The following is an 18,750-nucleotide window of genomic DNA, read 5'->3' on the forward strand; positions in this document are numbered from 1 at the left end:
TGACGCTGCGGCTTATACTCGTTGAAAATCATACACCGAGCCCAATTTTAAAATATGGGTCAATTCATCTAATGCCGTTTGCGATGCTAACAATAATGCAGGATCGGTGAAGTCATTTTCAACTAAACGATCCCGATAATGTAAATCGATCCATTGTTGTAAACGTCTAAACAAGCTATCAGTTACTAAGACCGCAGGGTTCATTGCTTGATGTTCGGCTTCCGTTAATACGACTCTTAGCCGTAAACACGCAGGCCCACCACCATTTTGCATACTCTGATTCAAATCAAATAAATCAACCCGATTAATTCCTTGTTTTACTTGTAATAACTGTTGAATATACTGCCATACATGAGGGTTATCTCGACATTGCTGCGGTAAAATCAAACTAATATCACCATTAGGTAAAGTAACTAATTGCGAATTAAACAAGTAACTACTTATCGCATCATTCACACTCACCTTATTATCTGGTACTTCAATAATTGTTAATTTGCCACCCATTTTTTGTTGAAGTTGTAAATAGACATCCGCTTGATTTAAAAAAGCATATTGATGACAAAATAAGGTTTGCTGATTTCCAACCGCAATAACATCATTATGAAATACACCTTGATCTATCAATAATGGATTTTGTTGAACCATAATAACTTGCTGAGGATCTAGCTGATGTAATCGTGCAATAGCAGCACTGGCTTCGTAAGTTTGTCTTGCTGGATAACAAGATGGGGATAGTTGGCTATGATCAAAGCCATAACGCCCAAAAACAAACATTTCTACACCTTGATCTTGATGTTGAGCACAGAAACGAGTGTGGTTAGCAGCACCTTCATCACCTAATTGTGCCGAGGTTGGTAATGGTGAATGATGGCAAAAATGATTATCGTCATTGAACATCGCAGCTAAAATACGTGCCGTTGTTTGCGGTTCAATGGACCGATGAAAATGACTCGCTAGATTTGCGGGCGTAAAATGTATACGTTGATCTTGCGTATCTGCTGACGGCGATACTGTTGCTGCATTAGCGGCCACATACTTGATGCCGAATAACAACTGGTTAATAGCTTAGGTGCATGTTGTGCCGCTTGTTGTAATACTCTACGATCACTGCCACTAAAGCCTAATCGACGTAACATCTTTATATCTGGTCGCATCTGAGGTGCTATCACTCCCTGTATCAAGCCTAAATTAGCGAGAAATCGCATTTTTTTTAAACCTTGCAAAGCCGCCATTTTAGGATTTGAAACTTGATGACTATTGGTCAAAGATGCAATATTACCTGTCGATAAACCACTATAATTATGCGTCGGTCCGACTAACCCATCAAAATTAGCTTCATGTGCCATCATTCACTTCCTCCATGACGAATATAAGACATGTATTATTATTATAGCTTGTGCCTATTTAATTAATTTCAGCCTCAGTTAAGACCTATGGTTTATCATGCTCAAAACTAAGGTCGGACTGGAATCGGTGTAATTCTGCTCAGTGTTTTATAAAAATCGAAAAAAACGCCATTTAATTATTGCGTAATAGCATCAACATCCCTAAAATTAACTCATCCGATGAGTCTTATAAATATTTATTATAACAATTACCAGTTGTACTACTGTAAATAATAGCTACAATGCCCAGCCCCAAACCAAAGCGTGGCATTTCAAACTAAGGTTATGCTCTATGAAAGTAAAAGTAGTCGATTTTATCAAACGTAAGCGTGAAGTGTTATCACATCACCAGTTTGAATTTAAAGACTGGCTATCACCATCAATTCGCGATTACTGGATCGAATTTCTCAATAAAGCCAACAGCAGTCACTTTGCAACTTGGGTAAAAGATCATAACCTCGTGTCAATATCTAATGGTGAAACGGTATCTGATCCCATTGAGATTGAAATGCATCCGGAAGCAACCAAAGTCATGAATGAACTCACTGCATCATTGGGTGAAGAGATTCATGTTGGCGAATGGTTGACCGTTGATCAATTACGTATTAATAATTTTGCCAATGTCACAGACGATCATCAATGGATCCACACAGATCCAGAAAAAGCAGCAGCAGAATCTCCTTTTAAAACAACCATTGCTCATGGTTTTTTAACGCTTTCACTCCTCTCTGTATTAACAGACAGTGTTGATCCTGCTAGTCCAAAATTTCCATCTGCAAAAATGACCGTGAATTATGGCTTAAACCAAGTTCGATTCCCTTATCCCGTTAAATCTGGCGTAAATATTCGTGCTAGAACAAAAATTCAATCTGTAACACCGATAAAACGTGGCTTAGAAATAGTGCAAGAAATTACTGTTGAAATCGAAGGCTGCCGTCGCCCTGCTTGTGTTGCAGAATCCGTTATGCGTCTTTATTTTTAGTTTTTAAGGCTAATAATACATAACATTTATTTGAAAAAGCCGCGATGTCGGCTTTTTCTTTATTTACGATTTATTCAAGAACAAAAGCAAAAAAACACCACTTTCATAACCTTAGCTATTCTAAGCTACATAGGCTTACAACTTAAAACCTAACTTTTCATTAATGGTTATTTACCTACAGAAGAAGACTGGTATGGTAGCCGAACATTTTTTGGCTGGGTATCATCATGAACAAGTGGATAAAATTTATTCCCCTCATTTTATTGATTGGCTATTTCATCACTTATGATGTTTTTAACCAAGCAAGTCAATCGACACCAACAGAACAAACAACGAACAATCAGTAACTAATCTAGTCCTAATAATATTTTTATAGTACCAATAGATTAGAGGTAGCATGGTAATCTATCCATGCTCTTACTGACGACTCTTTTTTACACCGCGCCCAACCCTCACTCCACATCTCGTTACAAAATTCACCATTAAAACTCACCTATCCGTTACAGTTATAGTGTTAAGCCACAACAAATAGTAACCTTACCTTGCAATTATCGGTATTTGCATATCAAAAATGTGATGCTATCCTCATTACATAATCTAGAAAACAACAAGATTCTCTAGACATACCATAATTAAAATCATTTTACCAAATCACATTTGTTCCAGTTTATGAGTGTGATTTGGTTTTTTTTACATTCCTCGCCAACAAAATTTCCTATTCTGTATTGACTGCTTTACCTCTTTCAAATGACAAGGTAAATTCATGACATCCACATTTAGTTAGGTATGCGTGATGTCTTCAAAAATTAGAGTGCTGATTTCAGACTCAACCAATCCATGGTTCAACCTTGCTGTTGAAGATGCTATTTTCCGTACAATGTCTCCCCATCAACAAGTCTTATTCTTATGGCGTAATGACAATACCGTTGTGATTGGCCGAGCACAAAATCCATGGAAAGAATGTAACACTCTAAAAATGGAACAAGATGGCATTACGCTAGCTCGTCGTCAAAGTGGTGGTGGTGCTGTTTTTCATGATCTTGGTAATACCAACTTCACTTTTATGGCTGGTAAACCCGACTACAATAAAACGATTTCAACCGACATTGTACTGACCGCATTAAAAAAACTAGGTATACACGGTAAAGCCACAGGCCGTAATGATTTAGTTGTTGAGGATACTGAAGGCGAACGTAAGTTTTCAGGTTCAGCCTACCGTGAGACGATGGATAGAGGCTTTCACCATGGTACCTTACTGCTCAGTGCTGATCTAACCCGACTAGCAAATTACCTCAATCCCGATAAAAAGAAACTAGCAGCAAAAGGGATCACTTCCGTTCGTTCACGAGTCACTAATCTCAACCAAATTGTCACAAATATTGATCATCAAATGGTTTGTGACGCTATTATTGAGACCTTTTGTGATTACTATCATGAACAGGCTAAAATTGAACATATTTCACCACAAGCCGTGCCAGAATTAACGGGCTTTACTGAAACCTTCGCGAAATTTAGTCGCTGGGATTGGAATTTTGGTAATACGCCCCAATTCACACATACTATTGATGAACGTTTTACTTGGGGTGGTATCGAATTGCACCTTGATGTAAATAAAGGTGTGATTACAGAAGTGAAACTCTTCACCGACAGTTTAGAGCTTATGCCATTGGAGTTGCTAGAACAACGATTGCTTAATTTACCTTATAATGCGACAGCAATAAATACGGCCATAGATAACCTTGCTATAGAATATCCACAATATAATGACGTATTAATGGATATTGCTTATTGGCTACAAAATACCATTAATTAATATAATTATTATCATGAAAAATAAGAACAAGACCGCTTTAATCACGGTCTTGTTACTGATTTTATTTCTTCAACTGATCACAATCATCACAACACGGATTTAGCTTTCTCTCCTGACAATTGTATGGCTCAATATGAATAATAATATCGGCAACTTCATCTAATTCATTTAATAAATGTGTTTTAAAGTTCTCAGTAATATTATGTGCACGATCAACGGTCATTTCAGGATCAACCAGTAAATGAAAATCTAACAAAATAATACTACCTGTACGACGACTTCTTATCTCATGAACTTCTTTAATATCTTTGTCTTCAGCTGCATATGCTTGAATTTGTTTTTCAATATCAGAATCTGCTTTAGCTTCAGTCAACTCTAAAATTGCAGGCCATAATATATCAAACGAGGCTTTTAATATCATTGCTGTAACGATTAATGCCGCAATTTGATCTAAATAATGAAATGTTGGGAAAAAGTAATTAGCAATAACAGCAATCGCAACAGGCAATGAACTCAATGCATCTGAACGATGGTGCCAAGCATTTGCATATAGAGCGCGACTATTAATTTTTTTAGCTTGAATAACAGTCCAACGATACAGTACTTCTTTGACAACAATAGACACTACAGCCGCACTAAATGCTAATATTCCTGGCTGTAAATGTGACTCAGTACTTATTGAATGCAAGGAATCCCAGCCAATACCAAGTCCCACAAGCGCTAAAATAACACCTATAAAAATATTAGTTAACGTTTCAAACCGACCATGACCATAAGGGTGTTCTTTATCTGCTGGTGCCGTCCAGTAACGAGAGCCAATCAAAATTGCCGTATCTGTTACTAAATCAGAGAAACTGTGTACACCATCGGCAATAAGTGCCTGACTGCCAGTAAGTTTACCTATCGTAATTTTTATAAATGCTAAAGCAATGTTTGCAATAGATCCGACCCAGGTAACTTTCTGAATTAACTTCACTGCCGTTGTAGACATAACGCCCCATAAAAAAGGAAGAATGGATTCGATTATGATAACGAATTTAGCCCATTAAATGTGATCTTTTTTATATTTATAGCGACTTTATTGTGTCATTTGAAATACCATGATAACAATGACAATCAATTGTATGATCATTCACCATTCCCACCGCTTGCATAAAAGCATAACAAGTTATATTGCCAATAAATTTAAATCCATGCTGCTTTAGAAATTGACTCAGTGCCTGTGAGGTTGCGGTCGTCGTGGGAACCTGATCTTGTGATAACCACTGGTTGATTTGAGGCTCATTATGAACAAACTGCCAGAGTGGCGTTGCTAAATTGCCGTACTGACGTTGTAAGGCTTGTGCAGCACGTGCATTTGTAAACACCGAGCGTAACTTACTGCGGTGCCGAACAACATCATAACTCTCTATAATTATAGTTATGCGTGATTCAATTTCTTGATCGCTATAGGCAGCAAGCTTATCAATATCATAATTCTCAAAAGCTTCATTATAACTCGCGCGTTTTTTTAAAATAGTATACCAATTAAGCCCAGCTTGAGCGCCTTCCAATGTTAAAAACTCAAATAAATAGCGGTCATCTTTATGCACTTTCCCCCATTCTTCATCATGATATTGGCTTTCTATATTTGAATGATTTGCCCAATAACAACGTGTTTGTAACTCTGCCATTTCAATCCTATAAATTATATTATTTTGAATTTTATAAAATACTTAAAAAACATTAATAAGTATACCTAAGATTATATTCATTTAATCTTAAATTATTTTAATAGAAGTTGTTTGCAAGCATCATTATTACTTCAAAACACTTATCTACATCACATTATCTATATTAACTATCAATATGTAGTTTTAGTTTGGTTACTTTACTGCATACTAATGATGTCTATAGCATAGATTGGTTCATTAAGGGATTAAGTATGAAAAATATTGCGGAATTTATCGCACAAATAGAACGTGATAAGTGCACATATAATGCTTGGGTATACGAAAAAGAAGGATGCTATAAACAATTAAAGTGTAGTAATACTATAAATTGTTATTCATACCTTAAGGAGATTACTGAATACCATTTACAAATTGTCGTTGAATTAAACAATAATAATTTAGACAACTATTTATTATTGCCAGAAATTAATGTTGTGACTCATATTGGGTTTAATAATCAAAAAGTAACGTCTCTTGCAGCATAAAAAATTAAAATAATAATGAAAACTTAGGCTAGTTTGCATTTATAATAAAAACAGATCATATGGTCTGTTTTTTTAATTTCTTTCATTATGAAATGTCTAATTACTAAACGTAATTAAAACCAACAATGCATATGCTTCTTGTTGGTTATAATAAACATTATTTAGTTATAAAACAAATCTTAATTTATAAAAAAGTGACGTGCATCGAAAGCTTTACTGTGTTTTCGATAAATTATATAGCATGATTTCTTTTCCTGCTTCACAAGCAGAATATCCCTGCTGCCAGCCATCAGTAAACTGCTTCGATCTATTCTCTAACGTCATGTCTTGAATGTGGCTATATCCAGCAACGTTTGCCTTAGCAAGAGCCGACTCACAGCCTTGATTATAGCCATAGTGATAAATGCTGTTGTACTTAACGTCACTTATATATTCGTCGGGTAAAAATCGCATTTCACCGTCATCAGTATGTGTACAGCCAACAACGAATAGTGCCATGCTACAAATAGCTATTATTTTAGGTTGCATGTTATCTCCTTTACCATGCTTATTTAACTCTTCTCAGTGTAGCAATAAATTATATTTATCACTGAAAATAAACCCATCTCTTTGAGCTAATGCAAAAAAAACCGCCAACATTACTGCTGACGGCTGGCTTATTACTTATCGTTAATAAAATATCGTTAACGATTAAGGATCTTGTGACTCAGGTTTTGGTAGGTAGTGTTCAGGTTTTAAACCTACAAATTCAGGAAGTAATGTACCTACTGAAATTGATGACCATGTACCGGTTAACACACCAATAAACATCGCAATTGAGAAGCCCTGTAGCGACGCACCACCCAATAACCATAATGAGCTGATCGTCATCAACGTTGTACCTGATGTCACCATCGTACGTGAGAACGTTGCAATAATCGCTTCGTTGTTGGTTGCTTCAATGTCTTGCTTTGGTTTCGCAATCAGAAGTTCACGAATACGGTCGGCAATAACAATCGAGTCATTCAATGAATAACCCAAGATAGCTAAGATAGCGGCTAGTACGGTTAAGTTAAATTCCATTTGCGTCATAGCAAAGAAACCAACAGCTAAAATAACATCGTGCATTAGGGCAAGTAATGCACCCGCAGCAAGACGCCATTCAAAACGGTAGCTTAGATAACCTAGAATACAAAGCATTGTTACAAGTAATGCTAAACCACCTTGAGATGCCATTTCAGCACCCACTTGCGGACCAACAATACTGGTATTTAAGACTTGTACTTGTGCATGTAGCGGATCAAGTACTTGCGTGATGTCTGGGTACGTTACACCTTTTGGTGGAACAGCATAACGTAGAATCCAACGGCCAGGTTCATCAGCGGCTATTACTACAACATCTTGCTTAAAGCCCGCATCCATCAGTGGTTCAATTTCACTGCTGGTGATTTGGCTGTTCATCTGTACTTCACTAACAACACCGCCAGTAAAATCAAGACCCCAGTTTAGACCACGAATACAGATGAAACTGATCGAGATAACCATTAGCGCAATTGACACAATACCTGTCATATAACGCAATTTAGTTAAGTTTGTAATAATCCAATTTTTCATTGCGTTAAACCCTTACATCTCGACGAGAATCACGACCCCAAACCAAGTTAATAATGGCGCGGGAAGTAAATATACCAGTGAACATACTGGTTAGAAGACCTAGACCTAACGTCAATGCAAAGCCTTGAATTGGACCATTACCAATAGAGTAAAGAACCACTGCGGTGATCATTGTTGTAAAGTTGGCATCGAAAATAGTACCAAATGCACTACTGAAACCACGATCAATCGCTTGAGCAAAACTGCGCCCTTCTCGAACCATATCGCGAATACGTTCAAAAATAAGCACGTTGGTATCTACCGCCATACCCACTGTTAATACCAGACCGGCAATACCCGGCAGTGTTAATACCGCACCAGGAATCAAGGCAAGTAAACCAAATAGCATGATCATGTTAGTGATCAACGCAATATTTGCAACCCAACCTAGACGACGGTACCACAATGCCATAAAGACTAATGTCACACCTAAACCTAGCGCTAACGCTGCGAAACCATTTTTAATATTTTCAGCACCCAATGTTGGACCAATTGTGCGCTCTTCAACGATAGTTACTGGTGCAGTTAATGAACCTGCACGTAGTAGTAATGCTAATTGTTGTGCATCAGCTAGTGAACCCGCACCCGTAATACGGAAACGACTACCTAACTGAGTTTGAATGGTTGCAACACTGATGATCTTGTTGGTTTGTACTGTTTGACCTTTCGCGTTACGAGTATATTCGCTAAACGAAGTCGCCATTGGCTGACCTACGTTATTACGAGAGAAGTCTGACATCATGCTACCACCAGCACTGTCTAAGGTAATATTAACCTCAGGCGTACCCATCTCACCCATACTCGCACGAGCATCGATAATGTGATCACCCGTTAATACAGGCTTACGGCTAACACGTACAGGACGGCCATCTTTGTCGTCAATGATCATGGTGCTACCAGTGCCCTCTTGCTTAACAGCATAGAAAGCCAAACTTGCCGTTGCACCGATAACATTTTTCGCAGCAGCTGGATCTTGAACACCAGGAAGCTCGATACGAATACGGTTTTCACCTTGACGTTGTACAGACGCTTCAGTAATACCAAGCTGCTCAATACGGCCACGCATCGTTTGCAAGTTCTGCTGTACGGTTAGGTTACGCAGGTTAGTTTGCTCATCTTCACGCATAGACAATACTAAATTATTGCCTTCGCCATTCTTCGCTTGCCATTGTGGGTATTGGGTACGAAGGTATGTACGAATCTTATCATTTGCTTCTTCAGTTGGCAGACGCACAATAACTTGGTTGTTAGTGGTCATTTCTGAACGTGCAGCACGAATATCTTGCTTACGGAAATCACTACGAAGATCGTCAGTCAGCTGCTGTGCATGCTGCTTGTAAACTTCTTTCATATCGACATCAAGTAAGAACTGAACACCACCACGTAAATCAAGACCTAACTTAATAGGCTCAAAACCTAGGCCTAATAGCCATTTTGGTGCCGCAGGTTCTAATGCTAACGTTAAACGGTCTTCATTATGAATAATGCTGTTTAACGCTTCTTTAGTATTAGTTTGTTCTTTGGTTGAATTAACCACCACAATCGTACGAGTTGGCTGCTGTTCAATAGTTTTGGCTTCAATGCCTTTTTCTTTTAGAACACGTTGAATCTCAAAAGGTGTTGGCATTGCGCCGCCTTTCGCACTGATTTGTACTGCTGCATTTTCGCCATACCATGTTGGAATAGCACTAAGCAACATAATCGAGACCGTCACAATTAACACAACATATTTCCATGCTGAGTAATGATTCAGAATCTGTTTATTATTCTTTTTTCTCATTATTTTAAGCCATATCTCTAGCAACAAATCATATTGTTGCGACCGATAACACATCAATAATTATTATTAACTTTTCTCATGGAATTTGAGAAAGCAACCCGTTATTACCATATTCACAGCCGATAATATTGAGTATTAATAATAGCTATTGATAGATTTAATACATAAATTAATAAAACGTTTTATGTGTCGATGAAAGCAACATCACTAAGTAAAGCACACCATGCCATAAATGACATAAGTGCCCGTAATGTCTTATGCGGTAACGAACGAATGTCCGTAATGTGAATAGAGTAAATTTGAGTCTTTCCAGCCAGATACGCGTGATGATGAGGGTTTTATATTTAAAATCCAATCACTTTGTGGGCTGAGGGGCTCGGCATACCCAATGGCAAGCATAGGTATAGGGAGTAAGGGGAATTCAAAGGCTAATTCAAATGTCGGCGCAATTTCATCAGCACTATGATAAAAACTATTCAACGATCGTGTCGAAGTATTAATCATATTTTGTAAATTAATCACTTCAACACGATGATGCTTACCACTATGAGGTGGCAATTTAAGATTGGTTGGTGATGGAAAATTCCATACTAATCGCGTGTTATAAAAAGAAACGGGTAAACCATTATTACTTACATAGCGATCCATTGGATGTTTTTGTGTCGGCGTTTGATTCGTCTCATGATGCAGAGCACGATCAATATAACTCGCAGTCTCTATCGTCACCTTTGTAGCATTAACCACCTTTGGGTTAAGCACTGGTGCTTCAAGAACATCCGTATATACAGGACTGGTCGAGGTGAAATGCATAATGTTTGTATGTGTCGATGCCGAAGCAAATGAACTTGCTCCTAGACATAACACCAATAACATTATACGTAACACAGCTGTCAACATTAGGTTTGACTAAACCAATCCATAAAATAAAAGTGAGTGTTATGATAATTGCCAACACAAATTGTTACAAGCGATTAATTTCAAATAATTAATCCTATTGATAAACCTCACTTATTTACATAAAACACATACAAGGTATAGCCATTTACGCAATAATGCAGTCTGTTATGATGTTACAAACTGCTCACAATTAAAATCAAGGAAGTATTAACGATGACAGCAAACGTTGCTTTTTTAGGGCTTGGAACTATGGGCTATTCGATGGCCGGCCACCTTGCCAAAGCGGGTTACCATGTAACTGTTTATAATCGAACTCAAGCAAAAGCCGACGCTTGGACTCAAGAATATAATGGCACTATTGCCCTCACACCTTGTGACGCGGTAACAAATGCTGACATTATTTTCACTTGTGTAGGCAATGATGATGACGTCCGTGAAATTTATAAAGGTCAACAGGGAATTTTAGTCACCGCAAAGCCGGGAGCTATTTTGGTCGACCATACCACGGCATCAGCCGATGTGGCGCGTGAAATTGCTGATGCCGCACATGCTATTGGCTGTGACTTTTTAGATGCTCCCGTCTCAGGCGGTGAAGCTGGTGCGATTAATGGTTGTTTAACCGTTATGGTTGGCGGCAATGAAGCAGTATTTAATAAAGCCAAACATGCTATTTCACAATATGCAAAAGCAACAACATTAATGGGCGAAACAGGTTATGGCCAAATAACAAAAATGGCTAATCAGTTATGTATCGCAGGTGTATTACAGGGCTTATCCGAAGCGGTAACACTTGCGAAAGCAGCAGGGCTTGATATTCACACCATGACCGAAGTATTAAAGCACGGTGCTGCTGGCTCATGGCAATTAGAAAATCGAGCGCAAACCATGGCGGCTGATTCGTTTGATTTTGGCTTTGCTATTGATTGGATGCGTAAAGATCTCGCTATCTGCTTTGATGCGGCAGAAAAACTTAACGTGGCATTACCATTAGCAAAACAAGTTGATAGCGAATATGAAAAGCTACAACAGCGTGGATTTAATCGCGCTGATACCTCAGTCTTAATCAAGCAATTTGATAAGTAGCGACTGAAAACCCCCCATCAATAAATACAACAAAGCCGTAGCAACAACCATTGCTACGGCTTTGTTCTTACGCTATTTCTAGCTTGATTAACTTGTTACATCTCGATTATAACGTAACGAAAATACCCGCTAGCGTAGCACTCATTAAGTTTGCTAACGTTGCCGCCATTACTGCTTTAAAGCCCAATTTAGCAACATCACTACGACGCTCTGGTGCCATAACACCAATAGAACCGATCTGAATCGCAATAGAGCCAATATTAGCAAAGCCACATAATGCAAAGGTAATAATAACTTGAGTATGTTGTGATAATGTTTCTTTTACCGATGCAAAATCCATAAAGGCAACAAATTCATTAAGAATCAGTTTTTCACCAATGAAGGTACCCGCAGCCATCATTTCATGAGTTGGCACGCCAATAACAAACGCTAATGGTGAAAAGATATAACCCAGAATAAGTTGCATGCTCAGTGGCGTAGTTGCAAACCATTGTGATGCGGTATCCATACCAATTGCAGACGTTAAACTCGCAAGACCATAACCCACTTGCTCAAGGCCAGCATTCGCCATTGCAATCACACTCACAAACGCAATTAGCATCGTACCAATTGCAACTGAGACTTTCATACCATTCATTGCGCCCGCAGCCAATGCATCGATCGCATTACTGTGCTCACTGGTCGCCATCTCGATTTCAACTTGTTCTTCTGGTACTTGTTGTTCAGGCACTAAAATCTTAGCCATTAACAAACCACCAGGTGCGGCCATAAAGCTAGCTGCAATCAAAAATTTAAGATCAACACCTAAGCCTGCATAACCACCTAAAACTGAACCCGCAACAGATGCCATGCCACATGTCATTACAACGAAAAGTTCAGAGCGGGTCATTTTAGCTAAGAATGGACGTACCAATAATGGTGATTCACCCTGCGATAAAAAGATATTACCCGTCGCGACTAATGATTCCGCACGGCTAGTACCCAATAGTTTTTGAATACCGCCACCCAACACTTTAATTACCCATTGCATAATACCGAAGTAGTACAACAGTGAAATTAAGGCACTAATAAAGATCACCAATGGCAATACACGGATCGCAAACACAAAACCGCTTTTTTCAATATTAGACAAATCACCGAAAACAAACTGAATACCAACATCAGCAAAGCTCAATAGGCCAGCAATACCATGGCTCATAGCGCCAAGCATTTTTTGACCAAGAGGCACATACAATACCAATGCAGCAAAACCCGCTTGTAATACTAAAGCACCCAGCACAGTGCGCCAGTTGATAGCTTTGCGGTTATCTGAAAGTAAAATTGCGAATAAAACCAGTACGACAATACCGGCCAAACTAATTAACAACTGCATTATTTCGTCCTATTGTGTTGCGAATAATGTAGGTATTGATTGTGTTGTGGCATCGGAAAAACATTTGCTGAAAGATCAACAAAAGATGGATATTACGCCAATATGCGTAAATAACTAAAGGGGTGTTCGTCCAATGGTACAACATACAAGTCACCTAAATTAACAAGCTATAGTTAACGCCGGTCCAACTCCGTGGGTCGTTCACATATCCTAGTGACAGCTTGTAATAAGGTGGCTGAACGTAATTGTTCTGGCCGAGGCGAGAGTATATAGAGATCTTGGTCACATTAAAAATTTAGTATAGTGTTTTTTTACATTTATACATAATTAGCACAAATAATATGCTAAATACTGCTTTTCTTAACCTTTTCCTTAAAAAAAGCGCACAGAAAAGCCCAGTTACTTTGATATAACTAGGCTTTAAGAATTAAAAATACCACCAGCAAATACTGCCATTGGTAATTATTTAGTTAATGCGGTGTTTAGCCATTGATCAAATGCAGTTTTAGGCATGGCACCATTGAGCATGTCGACCATTTTACCGCCTTTAAACACCATAATGGTTGGAATACTACGAATGCGGTATTGGCCAGCCAATGCTTGTTGCGCTTCTGTATCGATTTTAACGAAACGAGCAGCACCACTACGTTCATTCGCCACATCAGCAAATACAGGAGCAAAACCTACGCATGGACTACACCAAGGGGCCCAAAAATCGACAACAACAGGTTTATCACCATTAATTAGGTTTGCAAAGTTATCAGCAGTACCTTCAATTGGCATACCATCAAGTAATTTTTCTTTACAAGTTCCACATGTCGCTTCATCGTTTACACGATCAAGGGGTAAACGGTTCAATGCTTTACAATGTGGGCAGCGAGTTGTCATGGTTGTCATAATGAATATCCGAATCTAATTCTAAACTATTGTTATTTAATCTATCCCCATCATTATCAAAACAAAAGCTGTTTTTACTGATTAAGCTGATAGGAAAAACCTATGGATCTAGATTGCTGTTATATGATCAGTGATTACCAATAAACTAAAGCAAAAAACTAAACGGATTAAAAATTGATCTTCTTTAATCCGTTTAATACCGTTTAACGATCTTATTCACTCAATGGCTGTTCTGCTACCGTCTTCTCGGCCTTAGAACAAGTCCAGCCTAACGTACCTAACTTAGTCGCAAAGGTTTGAGCTTTCGTTTCACAATAACCGACCTCATGGTTTGCACTCCATAACACTTGGCTACCGCTCGATTTTATATATTGCACATCACAAGGTACTTTGTTGCCCGGTTGGCTATAAACGACTTCAACAGTGCGCTCTGCTGTGCCATTTTTACAAACATAAGCCTCTTGTGCTGATGCTTGAAAAGATAAAATAGACAACATCAATAATAACATTACTTTCATAACAACCTCAGGATAAGAACTTTCGTATTAAGTTTAGTCGGCTTGAGGATTAACACTTCAATCCCTCACATTTTATAATACTAACATTTGTATGATGTACAGCTGATTAACAACTATTATACCGTCGACTATTACGTAATATTCTGAATCATATTAAAAAAGCGGTCATCTTCGCTCGCAATGGTAAAACCACATCGAGTATATAAGTGATAAGCAGGACTGATTTTAAACACTCTTAACCTCAACTGATTTACACCATATTCACGTGCTAATCGAACAGACTCCGTAATAGCTTGAGCACCAATACCTTGATTTTGATATTGAGCGCTAACTTGAAGATCGCGTAAATAGCATTCGTCGTCACCAACAGCTAATCGAATAGCACCTACCACTTCACCATCACACACTATGTCCCAATTTTCTAACCCGGCGATTTGCTCTACTATTGTTGGTTGCTCCCAATTAACAGCATAATACTCATAATAGGTACGCATATTGTTATATGTGATCTGAGCTGACGCTGATAAATCACGGGTTGATTGGTATAAAATCATGGGCTCTTTCCTTTGTTATCACAACGCTTATTACCACAACACTATGTAAGCTTCATTAATCGGGCTTGTTAACAATCGCTAGCCACTGTTGCTGAGTAATTGTATATAAGCAGTGTCGCTCTAACCGATGTCCTTGATCCAATTTAGGATGATTAAAATCCTGCCGTGTATTTTTCATTCCGATTTTAGCCATAACCCGTTGCGAAGGCTGATTCAGCAAGGCAGTGAAAGCAAAAACTGACGGGGCTTTAAGAACCTCAAAAGCAAACTGTAGTGCTTTTGTTGCCGCTTCAGGTGCATAGCCTAATCCCCAATATTCAGCTGATAATCGCCAACCTATTTCGATAAAGGGAGCATTAGGAATACCACTGGTTTCATCTTGACTATGTAGCCCCACAAACCCAATAAACTTCCCGGTTGATTTTAGTTCCACCGCCCAAAACCCCCATCCACGTTGTGCTATAAGTTCTTCTATTCTAGAAGCTTGTGCATCGCTTTCATTATTGGACAATATTGCAGGGAAATAGCGCATTACTTGAGGATCTGCGTTCAACTGAGCATAAACACGATAGTCATTCGGCTTCCATTGCCGAAGAATAAGGCGCTGTGTTTCCATATGCATGTTTACTCCTTGTTATATGCTTTATCCTTATCCACATAGAGATATATCAACGATGAGTTGCATCAACAACATCTAATCATCATAATTTGGACGATAACCTTTGAATATTTATATTTCTAGATTGAGATTAACGATTATGGATAAGAAATTAATACACCAAGGAATAGAAACGTTAAGCCTTATCGATCAAGATATAGCACAAGCCGTTAAGCAATATGGTTTGCCTGATGGTCGCACTTACCCTAAAGGGTTTGAAGCTTTCCTTTTTACTATTATTAGTCAACAATTATCGACTAAAGTGGCGATCACAATCACTGATCGAGTATTAGCGTTAATGCCAGCTTGCACTCCAGAACAATTTATTCAAATTTCAACGCAATCATTAAGAGATGCAGGCTTATCACACCGAAAAATTGAATATACACAAGGTATTGCAACCGCAGCAGTAGAAGGCAATTTTGATATAGATGGATTGCAGCACCTTGATGATGAACGTGCAATCAAAACCATCATTAACATGCGAGGCCTTGGTCGCTGGAGCGCAGAGATCTACTTAATGTTTGCTTTAGACCGACATGATATTTTTCCTGCCGATGACTTAGGTATCCTTTTAGGTTTGCAAAAACTAAAAGGATTAGCATCAAAACCAACCCCAAAAGAAGCTCGTGAGATGGTAACGCATTGGGCACCGTGGCGAAGTGTTGGCTCACTATTTTTATGGCATTATTATCATCAGAATTAATGTAGTGGTCAACAAATACTGGCCACAGTTTTAGAGGTTAACCAATATAATCGTTCAGATTCATTAGGGGTTAATCCGCCATTATATTGGTGAGGCCTTAATTGGCTGTAATAGCCAATAATATATCGAGTGATTTCGTGTTTTGCTTCAGCAAAACTACGATAGCCAACATTTGGAACCCATTCTGTTTTTAAACTTCTAAAGAAACGTTCCATTGGTGCGTTATCCCAACAATTTCCCCGACGAGATAAACTTTGTTTAATCTGGCATCGCCATAATAATTGTCGATAGTAGCGACTTGTATAATGACTACCTTGATCGCTGTGGAACATAACCTCTTTAGGTTTATCTCGTGATTCATAAGCCATCAGAAGTGCTTTACCTGTTAATCGACTATCAGGCGATAGAGACATCGCCCAACCAACAGGTTTTCTCGAAAATAGATCGATAACTACAGCAAGATACATCCAACGATTTCCAGTCCAAACATAGGTCACATCACCGACCCAAACTTGATTTGGTGATGTAACCGCAAATTGACGATCAAGGTGATTAGGAATCGCAATATGTTCCTGTTTTACTTTACGGTATCGATGTTTCGGCGATTGGCAACTAACAAGATTAAGGCCTTTCATTAGCTTAGATGCACGATATCGGCTCAAGGCGATGCCTTGAGCAGTAACCATACCGGCAATACTTCTAGCCCCAGCAGAACCATTGCTAGCTGCATGTACCTCTTTGATTAAACAACGAAGTTTAATCAATTCAATAGAAATAAACTTTGGCCGTCTCTGCCAATATTTATAGCTACTGCGATGAACACCTAATACTTTGCATAACGTTGTTATGCTGTGGCTCTTCTTGAGTTTCTCGATTAACGAGAATTGTTCAATGAGTCTGACATCAAGAGAGCGGTGGCTTTTTTTAATATTTCATTATGCTCTTCAAGTGTCGCTAACTTCTTTTTTAATTCTCGTATTTCAATTTGTTCAGGCGTCATTGGTGATGCTTTGGGAGCTTTTCCTTGGCGCTCCTCTTTAAGCTGTCGAACCCACTTATCCATCGTAGATTTACCCACGTTCATTGCTTGGGCTGCTTCTGTTACTGAGTAATTTTGTTCTAGAACTAATTGTGCTGCTTCAAGCTTAAATTCAGCACTAAATAATCGTCTTGTACGCTTTGTCATAATGTCACCTATCCATGTTATGAGGTGATGATATCACCTCTGAGTAGGTGGCCAAATTTAATGTACCACTACACTTGAGTCCATGCCATAGACTCTAATCTTTCGTCAGCGTATGAGTGTGCCATAGCAGAAAAAGTGACTGATTGTATGTCAGCCACTTCTATGGGAATTGGTTCGATAGATGTTATTTCTTGAGACTGAGGGATACCACCAATAGGAATCCCTACATAAGAATTGAGAGTTTTTGCAATGTTCCTGAGTACATAACGGGCATTATCAAACGTATCCAATGCCCCAGAAGTTGTAACTAATTTATCCTTCAATAACTCGCTATTGGCTTTAGCTGTGATAGCACTCTTAGTCCTTAGCGATACCGTAACACTCGCCAAAGGCTTCCCCTTGAGAATACTCAACATACGTAAGTAATAAGTTCGACCTTTTTGAATGACTGTAAAATAAATCCTTTCTTGGTTTAGTGACTTCTTTAGTGACTCTTTTAGTGACTGATTCATAACGGTTAGCCTAAGTAGGCTTACACGATAAATAGTCCTCAATAATTAATGTAGCAACCCCAACTCTCGCGCTTCGGCAAGGGTTAGCCCACTGGCTTGAATATCGCGTAGCATCTCAATGCGTCGTCGTGCAGCACCTTGCTGCTTCTTGCTATCTGCGATGTTGGTCGCCGAATCGTCTTTGTGTTCCCACTTAGATGAAACGGAAGAAATTTCTGAATAATCGATAGAGTTAATAGACACAATACCCTCCTAAAGAAACCTGTGTCGACATGCAGTACTTAGTATCAAAGGTTTTTAATTGAAAAAAGCACATAACAACAAGTTTGTGAACAAGGCCATATTCGTAAGAAAATAACCCAAAAACACTAGTAATAAATCTATTTATTGCGTAGTTTTGATCATTCGTGCCTTACAAATAATCCATGCTTAAACGCAAAGATTTATTTCACTATGTCGTCTTTTTGCCTCATACCTTTATGTACTTTTATCTACAAAACACCCTACTAAGTTCATAACGTCACGTTAATACCATTAGAAGTAAAAATAATTAACGATATAAACAGTTAATGCACTTC

Annotated in this window: 18 protein-coding genes and 2 pseudogenes; 5 read left to right on the top strand and 15 right to left on the bottom strand. The window is 38.5% G+C overall.

Translation table 11 applies throughout. The features are described from left to right. Positions 1-12: 12 nt before the first annotated feature. A pseudogene (gene astB / locus ACJZU6_RS14935) lies at positions 13-1,349 on the bottom strand (N-succinylarginine dihydrolase). 328 nt (positions 1,350-1,677) lie between these two features. Here astB and ACJZU6_RS14940 point away from each other — a divergent pair. Both ACJZU6_RS14940 and ACJZU6_RS14945 read left to right on the top strand, forming a co-directional pair. Next, entirely contained in the window at positions 1,678-2,367 is a 690-nt protein-coding gene (locus ACJZU6_RS14940; protein ID WP_080155690.1) for a MaoC family dehydratase, read from the top strand. Positions 2,368-3,160: 793 nt separating this feature from the next. Further along, a complete protein-coding gene (locus ACJZU6_RS14945) occupies positions 3,161-4,180 on the top strand; it encodes a lipoate--protein ligase (protein ID WP_080155689.1) in 1,020 nt (339 codons plus the stop codon). A gap of 61 nt (positions 4,181-4,241) precedes the next feature. On the opposite strand, the gene ACJZU6_RS14950 is transcribed toward ACJZU6_RS14945, so the two are convergent. Together ACJZU6_RS14950 and ACJZU6_RS14955 are read right to left on the bottom strand one after the other, a co-directional pair. Continuing rightward, positions 4,242-5,171 carry a cation diffusion facilitator family transporter gene (locus tag ACJZU6_RS14950; RefSeq protein WP_327769593.1) on the bottom strand — a complete coding sequence of 310 codons (930 nt, stop codon included), beginning with the start codon at positions 5,169-5,171 and terminating at the stop codon, positions 4,242-4,244. 76 nt (positions 5,172-5,247) lie between these two features. Continuing rightward, positions 5,248-5,853, bottom strand: a complete 606-nt coding sequence (locus ACJZU6_RS14955; RefSeq protein ID WP_408901286.1) for a DNA-3-methyladenine glycosylase I — start codon at positions 5,851-5,853, stop codon at positions 5,248-5,250. 251 nt (positions 5,854-6,104) lie between these two features. Here ACJZU6_RS14955 and ACJZU6_RS14960 point away from each other — a divergent pair, with 251 nt between their 5' ends. After that, positions 6,105-6,377 carry a hypothetical protein gene (locus tag ACJZU6_RS14960; RefSeq protein ID WP_080155686.1) on the top strand — a complete coding sequence of 91 codons (273 nt, stop codon included), beginning with the start codon at positions 6,105-6,107 and terminating at the stop codon, positions 6,375-6,377. Between the two features lie 213 nt (positions 6,378-6,590). Here the strand turns inward: ACJZU6_RS14960 and ACJZU6_RS14965 are convergent, their stop codons facing one another. The 4 genes from ACJZU6_RS14965 to ACJZU6_RS14980 form a co-directional block, all read right to left on the bottom strand. After that, on the bottom strand, positions 6,591-6,905 hold the full coding sequence (locus tag ACJZU6_RS14965) for a hypothetical protein (protein ID WP_080155685.1): 315 nt from the start codon (positions 6,903-6,905) through the stop codon (positions 6,591-6,593). A gap of 162 nt (positions 6,906-7,067) precedes the next feature. Further along, on the bottom strand, positions 7,068-7,970 hold the full coding sequence (gene secF / locus ACJZU6_RS14970; RefSeq protein WP_080155684.1) for a protein translocase subunit SecF: 903 nt from the start codon (positions 7,968-7,970) through the stop codon (positions 7,068-7,070). 4 nt (positions 7,971-7,974) lie between these two features. Beyond that, the gene (gene secD, locus ACJZU6_RS14975) at positions 7,975-9,789 is read right to left on the bottom strand and encodes a protein translocase subunit SecD (protein ID WP_408901287.1); all 1,815 of its coding nucleotides are present in this window, start codon (positions 9,787-9,789) and stop codon (positions 7,975-7,977) included. A gap of 255 nt (positions 9,790-10,044) precedes the next feature. Next, positions 10,045-10,686 (bottom strand): hypothetical protein, encoded by a 642-nt coding sequence (locus ACJZU6_RS14980; protein WP_408901288.1) that lies wholly within the window; start codon positions 10,684-10,686, stop codon positions 10,045-10,047. Positions 10,687-10,899: 213 nt separating this feature from the next. On the opposite strand from ACJZU6_RS14980, the gene ACJZU6_RS14985 reads away from it, so the two are divergent. Then, positions 10,900-11,769, top strand: a complete 870-nt coding sequence (locus tag ACJZU6_RS14985) for an NAD(P)-dependent oxidoreductase (protein ID WP_080155681.1) — start codon at positions 10,900-10,902, stop codon at positions 11,767-11,769. A 106-nt stretch (positions 11,770-11,875) separates the two neighbouring features. Here the strand turns inward: ACJZU6_RS14985 and ACJZU6_RS14990 are convergent, their stop codons facing one another. The 5 genes from ACJZU6_RS14990 to ACJZU6_RS15010 form a co-directional block, all read right to left on the bottom strand. Continuing rightward, complete coding sequence (locus ACJZU6_RS14990) at positions 11,876-13,141, bottom strand: NupC/NupG family nucleoside CNT transporter (RefSeq protein WP_080155680.1); 1,266 nt, start codon at positions 13,139-13,141, stop codon at positions 11,876-11,878. 462 nt (positions 13,142-13,603) lie between these two features. Beyond that, complete coding sequence (gene trxC, locus ACJZU6_RS14995) at positions 13,604-14,038, bottom strand: thioredoxin TrxC (RefSeq protein WP_080155679.1); 435 nt, start codon at positions 14,036-14,038, stop codon at positions 13,604-13,606. A 212-nt stretch (positions 14,039-14,250) separates the two neighbouring features. Then, the gene (locus tag ACJZU6_RS15000; protein WP_327769599.1) at positions 14,251-14,556 is read right to left on the bottom strand and encodes a hypothetical protein; all 306 of its coding nucleotides are present in this window, start codon (positions 14,554-14,556) and stop codon (positions 14,251-14,253) included. 131 nt (positions 14,557-14,687) lie between these two features. Then, on the bottom strand, positions 14,688-15,110 hold the full coding sequence (locus ACJZU6_RS15005; RefSeq protein WP_080155677.1) for a GNAT family N-acetyltransferase: 423 nt from the start codon (positions 15,108-15,110) through the stop codon (positions 14,688-14,690). A 55-nt stretch (positions 15,111-15,165) separates the two neighbouring features. Then, the gene (locus tag ACJZU6_RS15010) at positions 15,166-15,732 is read right to left on the bottom strand and encodes a GNAT family N-acetyltransferase (protein ID WP_408901289.1); all 567 of its coding nucleotides are present in this window, start codon (positions 15,730-15,732) and stop codon (positions 15,166-15,168) included. Between the two features lie 136 nt (positions 15,733-15,868). On the opposite strand from ACJZU6_RS15010, the gene ACJZU6_RS15015 reads away from it, so the two are divergent. After that, positions 15,869-16,474: a DNA-3-methyladenine glycosylase family protein gene (locus tag ACJZU6_RS15015; protein ID WP_408901290.1), complete on the top strand. Its 606-nt coding sequence runs from the start codon at positions 15,869-15,871 to the stop codon at positions 16,472-16,474. A gap of 8 nt (positions 16,475-16,482) precedes the next feature. Here the strand turns inward: ACJZU6_RS15015 and ACJZU6_RS15020 are convergent. The 3 genes and pseudogenes from ACJZU6_RS15020 to ACJZU6_RS15030 all read right to left on the bottom strand — a co-directional run bounded on the left by ACJZU6_RS15020 (position 16,483) and on the right by ACJZU6_RS15030 (position 18,415). After that, positions 16,483-17,676, bottom strand: a pseudogene (locus tag ACJZU6_RS15020) (IS3 family transposase). A gap of 52 nt (positions 17,677-17,728) precedes the next feature. Next, positions 17,729-18,172: a hypothetical protein gene (locus ACJZU6_RS15025; protein WP_408901291.1), complete on the bottom strand. Its 444-nt coding sequence runs from the start codon at positions 18,170-18,172 to the stop codon at positions 17,729-17,731. A gap of 45 nt (positions 18,173-18,217) precedes the next feature. Continuing rightward, positions 18,218-18,415 (bottom strand): hypothetical protein, encoded by a 198-nt coding sequence (locus tag ACJZU6_RS15030; protein WP_036791113.1) that lies wholly within the window; start codon positions 18,413-18,415, stop codon positions 18,218-18,220. Positions 18,416-18,750 lie beyond the last annotated feature (335 nt).

Origin of the sequence: Photobacterium piscicola (genome assembly GCF_046058925.1) — a bacterium.
GTDB lineage: Bacteria > Pseudomonadota > Gammaproteobacteria > Enterobacterales > Vibrionaceae > Photobacterium > Photobacterium piscicola.